Consider the following 7,936-nt stretch of genomic DNA (forward strand, 5'->3'; position numbering starts at 1 on the left):
TCGGCATTCATTTGGAATAGACAGGCCAGGGGACTTCAGCAGAAAGCGTGCCAGCCCCTGGAAGCCCCATTCCCCGGACCAGGCGGGGCAGGAAAGTCCTTACGCAGTCATAAACTGCCGCTTTTCGACACTTCGGTGATAGCCAGATGCCATCCACCGATACCGGGCCCGTACCTGCGCCGCAGACGTGTCGACGGCCTGCATCGCACTCATCGGCGGCGTCTGCGTCGCCCGTGCCTTTGCAGTACAATCGGCGCTTTTTCCACGGACCGGCCCTCCCGATGATCGACCCCCGACGCGTACTGCGTGCGCTTGCCGAACACTGGGCCCTGCTCGAGCCTCTCTGCGAGCGCTTCGATGCCGGCACCCTGAGCCTGGCGGAACTGCGCAGCCAGTTGAACACCCAGTTACCGGAAAGCAACCCGGCGGAAATCACCGCCCTGCTCGACCAGTGGATCCGCCTGGATATCCTGGTCCCGGTGGCCAAGAGCCCCAACCGTTTCGAGCTGAACGCGCAGATCCACGACTTCCTCGCCTACCTGCGCCACGAGCATCGCCTTGGTCTGTGCCTGGAGATCGAGGCCTACCTGCGCCATCTGGAGCGCCTCGCCGGGTACATCCAGGACGCCTTCGAGACCCGCGACAGCCAGGACCTGGCGCGCCAGCTGCGACTACTCGACATGCGCGTGCGCGATGTACTGAAGAAGCTCGGCAATGACGAGCAGGCACTGATCGGCGTGGCCGAGCGGGCCAAGACCAGCGACCGGCAGATTCCCCTGGCGCAGCGCTACGCGGAGGTCCTGGCGACCTGGGACGAGTACGTCGAGCCGATGATCCAGCTGGTCAGCGCCGACGGCGCCTTCGAGCAGGGCGTGCGGCGGGTCGAACAGGTCCTGCTGCGCCTGCTCGGCGAACAGCAGCGCCTCGGCCACCTGGTCGACGACGACCTGGTGCTGCGCACCCACGCGCGCATCCTCGAGATGCAGACCAACGCCCAGCTGACCCTGCGCCGCGCCCGCGAATTATTGCTGCCGCTGCGCGAGGAAGCGCGCCGGCACAACGCGGTGACCCGTGGCGCCGCCCTGGCGCTGGCGGCGATCCGGCGCAAGGGCCTGGACGCCGTGCCGCAGGCGGCGATGCCGCTGTTCACCCGGCCGCAGAGCACCTTCCTCGGCACCGCCTCGCAGGTCGAGAGCTACGTCTTCGCCCTCGCCCGCTTCGAGCCGAAGCCGGCGCAGTTCCCCAAGTCCAGCGGCACGCGCAAGAGCAACGGGCCGGCGCGACCACCGCGGACCGCGCGGGAAATGATCGAGCGCTGCCAGGCGGCGCTGCCGCTGCCGGACCTCATGCAATGGCTGCTGGCCCAGGAACCGGACGGCGCCACCGACGAGTTGCTCTACTGGTTCTCCCGGCTGTCGCGCGACGCGCGCTTCCAGCGCGAACGCCTGCAACGCCGCGAGTACGAAACCACCGAACATTGCGTCAGCCTCTGCTCCTTCGCCCTGAACCCCGCCGCCAAGGACAAGGGCCAGGCCAGGGACGCAGACACCCTTTCCGCGAGCGAAACCCATGCATCTTGATCTCTCCGAACTGACCCAGCTCGCGCCGATCTTCCGCGAGCTGTTCAAGGGCTACCACATCAGCCACCGCGACCCCGAGCTGTACACCCAGCTGTCCTCGCACCAGGACCAGTACCGCGGCCTGTTCCGCGCCATGGGCTTCGAGCTGGTCTGCGACACCCGCGGCTTCTACTACTTCGTCCCGGAGCAGGTCGGCGCCCAGGTGAACAAGACCGCCCAACGCCTGGCGCTGTTCACCTTCATCCTCGTCGAACACCTCGCCGACCAGGGCCGCGACCCGCTGTCCGTGCTGGACGGCGGCAGCATCGGCCGCGAAGAGCTGCCGCCGCTGCTGGAGAAATACCGCGACCTGTTCCTCCAGGCCGAGGTGCAGACCCAGGAAGAACTGGAAGAGAAAGTCATGCGCCGCCTGACCCAGCTCGGCTTCGCCTCCGAGGACAGCGGCGTGTACCGCTTCATGCCGCCGATGCACCGTTTCCTCGACGTCTGCCTGTCGGTGCAGCAGGACCGCAACCTGTCCGCCAGCCTGCACGCCGACCTGCCGTTGCAGACGCCGGTGCTGGTCGATGACGGCGAGATCGAACCGCTGATGGCCAGCGACGAAGAATTGTCCGAAGAGAGCGAGGAAGACGCCCTCGCCCGCGCCATCGCCGAAGAACACGCGCAACAGGAGGCTGACGCATGAGCCAGACCCGCTACGGCATCCGCCGCTTCGCCCTGCTCAATACCGCCGGCTACAGCCTGGGTATCTTCCCGCTGGAAAACCCGCTGTCGATCTACGGCGCCAACAACCTGGGCAAGAGCGCCTCGATCAACGCCCTGCAGTTCCCGATCCTTGCCCGCCTGTCGGACATGAGCTTCGGCAAGTACAGCATGGAGCAGTCGCGGCGCTTCTACTTCGCCTCGGACACCAGCTACATCCTCCTCGAACTGATGCTGCCCCACGGTCCGCACGTGATCGGCGTGGCCGGGCGCGGCCCGGGCGGCGGCTTCGGCCACCAGTTCTTCGCCTACGCCGGCGAGCTGAGCCTGGACCACTACCAGAAGAACGGTACCTGCCTGCGCCAGCGCGAGCTGTTCGCCAACCTTGAGCGCGAAGGCTTCAAGGCCTACGAGGTGAAGCCGGAAGAGCTGCGCCGCCTGCTGGTCGGCGGGCACACGTCGATCCCGCTCGACCTGACCATGATCCCGCTGCGCTCCACCAGCGAGCAGAGCCTGAAGACCTTCCGCTCGCTGTTCATCAACCTGCTGCACATGCGCGAGATCACCGCGGCCAAGCTCAAGCAGCTGTTCCTCGACGCCTTCGAGCACAGCCTGCGCTCGGGTAATGTCGACTACATCGCCGCCTGCGAGGAGGCCTTCCGCGACGTGCGGCGGATGGAGCAGGACTACCAGGCGCTGGTCGCCGCCGGCCCGCTGGTGGAAGCCCTGGCCAACGGCGTGACCCAGCGCGACGTACTGCGCGGCAAGATGCACCGCCTTTCACCGCTGCTCGACAGCCTGCTCGGCACCTGGCACGACTACGCCGGGGCGCGCCGCGAGGAACTGCTGATCCAGCACGAGCAATACCGCGCCGAGCAGGACGGCCTGCAGAACGAACAGCGTGGCGGCACCCAGGAGCTGATGCGCCTGGAGCGCGAGATCGCCGGCATCCAGCGCTGGCTCGGCGAGCTGTCGGTGCTCAAGACCCGCTTCGCCCTGGTCGACGACGCCAAGGTCCTCGAACAACAGCTGCTCGCCGCCAAGGATGCCCACGACGAACTGGCCGGCGCCCTGGCCCATTCGCGGCAGTTCTCCAGCGAAGACCTGGAAGAGCGCCTGCGCGACCTGGAAAAACGCCTGAAGAACGTCCGCCAGCAGCTCGAACACGCCGACAACAACAGCTACGCACGCCTGCGCGAGGAGTTCAGCCAGCAGGACGTGGAACGCCTGATGCGTCTGTTCAACGGCGCGCTGTTCAGCCTGCCGCTCGGCGAGAACGGGGTGAACCTGGATGACGGCGACGTCTGGGTGAAGAGCGTCGAAGCCATCCTCGACCACTTCAAGGGCGAGCATTTCGAGGCTCCCGGACTGAGCATCGACCTGTCGCACATCGAACCGCCGGCGTTGCAGGCCCTGGCCGACCGCGCCGCCCTGCGCGACCAGAAGGAACGCCTGGAGAAGGAGCTGAAGCAGCTCAAGACCCAGCAGAGCGTCGCTGCCGACCGCGCCGCGAGCAAGGCCCAGGCGGAGAAGCTGTACCAGGACGTGCTGGATGCGCAGAAGGCCCTGGAAGACTTCCGCCGCACCCAGACGCTGACCGCCGAGGAGCCCGAGAAGCTCGCCGAACTGGCCCAGCTGGAGGCGTCCCAGGACGAACTCAAGCGCTCCAGCGACGCCTTCGCCGAGCGCGTCCAGCAACTCTCCGCGCGCCTGCAACTGGTGGCCCGGCAACTGGGCGACCTGGAGGCCAAGGAGCGCACCCTGGAAGATGCCCTGCGCCGCCGCCAGCTACTGCCGGCCGACCTGCCCTTCGGCACGCCGTTCATGGAGCCGGTGGACGACTCGCTGGACAACCTGCTGCCGCTGCTCAACGACTACCAGGACACCTGGCAGGCGCTGCAGCGCATCGACGGGCAGATCGAGGCGCTGTACGCCCAGGTGCGCCTGAAGGGCGTCGCCAAGTTCGATAGCGAAGACGACACCGAGCGCCGCCTGAAGCTGTTGATCAACGCCTACGCGCATCGCCAGGACGAGGCCCTGACGCTGGCCAAGGCGCGCCGCGCGGCGGTCACCGACATCGCCCGGACCCTGCGCAACATCCGCAGCGACTACGACAACCTGGAACACCAGTTGGCCCTGTTCAACCGCGAGATCAACAAGCGCCAGGTTTCCAACCTACAGAGCTTCCGCATCGTCCTCGCGCCGAACAAGGATGCGCTCAAGCACATCGACCAGATCATCCACAGCGCCGGCCAGTACGAGGAAGGCGAGAACCTCTCGGTGTTCGACCTGACCCAGAGCGCCGAGCAGGACGCGAAGAACGAGGAGGCCAAGGAATACCTGGCCCGCCTGGTCGCCGCCAACCACAACCAGTTGGGCCTGAAGGACCTGTTCGAACTGGCCTTCGAGATCACCAAGGTCAACGGCCAGCCGATCATGCACACCGACATCGACGGCGCCGCCTCCAACGGCACCACCATGACCATCAAGGCGCTGACCAACATGTACCTGTTGCTGCACCTGATGGACCGCGAGCAGGCCGGGCGCGTGCGCCTGCCCTACTACCTGGACGAGGCGGCGGACATCGACGAGCGCAACCAGGCCGCGCTGCTGGAGACCAGCCTGCAACTGGGCTTCGTGCCGATCCTGGCGAGCGTGAAGCCGCAGGTTTCCGCACACGTGGCGATCGACCTGGAAGGCGGTAGCGGCCCGAACGGCATCTATATCGACGAAGCGGACTGGAAATACATCCGTCGCCGGGATGCCGCCGCCAGCGGCGAAACCCGCGCAGCCAGCGAGCCGGAGGAAGCCGGCGAACCGGCGTGAAGCGTCTGCCACGGCCCTGCCTGACAGGGCCGTGGACTTTTCCGATAGGCCCGAGGCTCCCGCGAAGATATAATTGGTTACATTCGCATTTGTAACCCACGGGGAGAATCCATGCCTGTTCGACTTCTCAACCGTTTCCGCCACGCCGCCCTGGCGTGCCTGCTCGGTTCGCTTTCCCTCAATGCGGCGGCCGATCCCGTCACCCTTACCCTCTACAATGGCCAGCACGCCGCCACCGGTATCGCCATCGCCAAGGCCTTCCAGGACAAGACCGGCATCCAGGTGAAGATCCGCAAGGGCGGCGATGGCCAACTCGCCAGCCAGATCACCGAGGAAGGCGCACGCTCGCCGGCCGACGTGCTCTACACCGAGGAATCGCCACCGTTGATCCGCCTGGCCAGCGCCGGCCTGCTGGCCAAGCTGGAGCCAGAGACCCTGGCCCTGGTCGAGCCGGAGCACGCCGGCGGCAACGGTGACTGGATCGGCATCACCGCCCGCACCCGGGTACTGGCCTACAACCCGAAGAAGATCGACGAGAAGGATCTGCCGAAGAGCCTGATGGATCTTTCCGATCCGTCCTGGTCCGGCCGTTTCGGCTTCGTGCCCACCAGTGGCGCCTTCCTCGAACAGGTCGCCGCAGTGATCAAGCTCAAGGGCCAGGAGGAAGCCGAGGATTGGCTGACCGGCCTGAAGGCCTTCGGCTCGATCTACACCAACAACGTCACCGCCATGAAAGCCGTGGAGAACGGCGAGGTCGACATGGCGCTGATCAACAACTACTACTGGTACACCCTGAAGAAGGAAAAGGGCGAGTTGAACTCGCGCCTGCACTACTTCGGCAACCAGGACCCGGGCGCGCTGGTCACCGTCTCCGGCGCCGCGGTGCTCAAGTCCAGCAAGCACCCCAGGGAAGCCCAGCAGTTCGTCGCCTTCATGCTCAGCGAGGAAGGCCAGAAGGCGATCCTCAGCCAGTCCGCCGAGTACCCGATGCGCAAGGGGATGCAGGCCGATCCGGCGCTGAAGCCGTTCGCCGAACTGGACCCACCGAAACTGACCCCGGCCGATCTGGGTGAGGCCAGCGAGGCCCTCAGCCTCGAACGCGACGTTGGCCTGAATTGATCGGCGCCGCCTCCACGCCCGTGCGCCTGCGCACGGGCTCGCGCCGGCGAACGCCATTCTGGCTGCTCCTGCCGGTCCTGCTCCTCGCCCTGCTGGCCAGCCTGCCGCTGCTCTACGTCGCGGCCAAGGCCTGGGACGCCGGCTGGCACAGCGCCTGGCAACTGCTCTGGCGCCCCTACGTATTCCGCTTGCTGGGCAACACCCTGTGGCTGATGTTCGGCGTGACCCTGCTCAGCGCCCTGCTCGGCCTGGCCCTGGCCTGGTGCGTGGAGCGCAGCGACCTGCCGGCGCGGCGCTTCTGGAACGTGGTGCTGTGCCTGCCGTTCGCCATCCCCGCCTTCGTCAGCAGTTTCACCTGGGTTTCGCTGAGCCCGATGTACGAAGGCCTCGGCGGCGCCATCCTGGTCATGACCATGTCCAAGTATCCGCTGGTCTACCTGCCGGTAGCAGCGACCCTGCGCGGCATCGATCCTTCCCTGGAGGAGTCGGCGCGGATGCTCGGTCTGTCGCGGCGCCAGGTGTTCCTGCGGGTCACCCTGCCGCTGCTGCGCCCGACCCTGGCCGCCACCGGACTACTGGTGGCGCTGCACATGCTGGTGGAGTTCGGCGCGCTGTCGATCCTGCGCTACCAGACCTTCACCACAGCCATCTACCAGGAGTTCGAACTGGAGTTCAGCAACGCCACCGCGGCGATGCTCTCCTCGGTACTCCTGGCACTGTGCTTCCTGCTGCTCTGGCTGGAGTTGCGCATGCGCGGCCGCGGCCGCCTGGTACGCACCGGCCAGGGCAGCGCGCGGCGGGCCGAACGGGTCCGCCTGGGGCTTGGCAAGTGGCCGATCCAGGCGCTGCTGGCGACGCTGGTGCTGGTCGGTACCGGTATCCCCCTGGTGATGCTCGGTTATTGGCTGTACGAAGGCTCCTCGGCCAGCTTCCCGCTGATGGAAATCGCCTCGACCCTGCTTTCCTCCCTGTCGCTGGCCTTCGGCGGGGCCCTGCTCAGTTGCCTGCTGGCGCTGCCGGTAAGCATCCTGGTGGTGCGCTACCCCGGCGCCCTGGCGCGCTGGACCCAGCGCCTGCCGTACCTGCTGCAAGCGTTGCCGGGACTGGTGATCGCACTCTCGCTGGTGTACTTCTCGCTGCACTACCTGCCAGCCACCTACCAGACCACCGGCTTGCTGCTGGTCGCCTATGCCCTGCTGTTCATGCCGCTGACCCAGGCACCGATCCGCGTGGCCCTGGAAAAGGCCTCGCCGCAGTTGGAGGAAGCCGCCCGCACTCTCGGCCAGACGCCCTTGATGGCCTTCCTGCGGATCACCCTGCCGATCATCTCGCCGGCCATCGGCGCCGGCTTCGTGCTGGTGTTCCTCGACACCATGAAGGAACTGACCGCCACCCTGGTGCTAGGTCCCACCGGGCTGTCGACCCTGGCCACCTCGGTCTGGGTGCACACCGCCAACCTGGAGTACGCTGCCGCCGCACCCTACGCCGCGCTGCTGATCCTGATCTCCGGCTTGCCGGTGTACCTGCTGACCACCCGGGCGCATCTCAGCACTCACTGACACCCACTTCCCAGCAGGCAGGCATGAACGAAAACGCCGCTTACCCAGGTAAGCGGCGTTTCTTTTTGCCGGTCCGACAATCAGCGGCGGGCGGTTTCCTTCAGAGGAATCTTCGGCGCCCACTCCAACCATTCGTCATTGGCCGAATCG

The 7,936-nt window shown here is 66.6% G+C and carries 6 protein-coding genes; 5 read left to right on the forward strand and 1 reads right to left on the reverse strand.

Features of this window, described 5'->3' with window-relative positions:
- The first annotated feature begins 281 nt into the window (after positions 1-281).
- From mksB to JHD77_RS25795, 5 genes are all read left to right on the forward strand, one after another.
- A complete protein-coding gene (gene mksB / locus JHD77_RS25775; protein ID WP_003095037.1) occupies positions 282-1,580 on the forward strand; it encodes an Mks condensin complex protein MksB in 1,299 nt (432 codons plus the stop codon).
- Positions 1,570-2,265 (forward strand): Mks condensin complex protein MksE, encoded by a 696-nt coding sequence (gene mksE, locus JHD77_RS25780; protein ID WP_003095041.1) that lies wholly within the window; start codon positions 1,570-1,572, stop codon positions 2,263-2,265. The genes mksB and mksE overlap by 11 nt, the downstream gene beginning before the upstream one ends.
- Positions 2,262-5,108, forward strand: coding sequence for an Mks condensin complex protein MksF (gene mksF / locus JHD77_RS25785; RefSeq protein ID WP_003121055.1), 2,847 nt, complete (start codon positions 2,262-2,264; stop codon positions 5,106-5,108). Before mksE ends, mksF begins: the two co-directional genes overlap by 4 nt.
- A gap of 111 nt (positions 5,109-5,219) precedes the next feature.
- Positions 5,220-6,227 (forward strand): iron ABC transporter substrate-binding protein, encoded by a 1,008-nt coding sequence (locus JHD77_RS25790; protein ID WP_003095046.1) that lies wholly within the window; start codon positions 5,220-5,222, stop codon positions 6,225-6,227.
- Positions 6,228-6,247: 20 nt separating this feature from the next.
- On the forward strand, positions 6,248-7,786 hold the full coding sequence (locus JHD77_RS25795) for an ABC transporter permease (RefSeq protein ID WP_003161946.1): 1,539 nt from the start codon (positions 6,248-6,250) through the stop codon (positions 7,784-7,786).
- Positions 7,787-7,866: 80 nt separating this feature from the next.
- Here the strand turns inward: JHD77_RS25795 and JHD77_RS33145 are convergent.
- The coding region (locus JHD77_RS33145; protein ID WP_373683475.1) for a hypothetical protein at positions 7,867-7,936 on the reverse strand (70 nt) is incomplete at its 5' end.

Source organism: Pseudomonas sp. P20 (assembly GCF_016463925.1).
Taxonomy (GTDB): Bacteria; Pseudomonadota; Gammaproteobacteria; order Pseudomonadales; family Pseudomonadaceae; genus Pseudomonas; species Pseudomonas aeruginosa.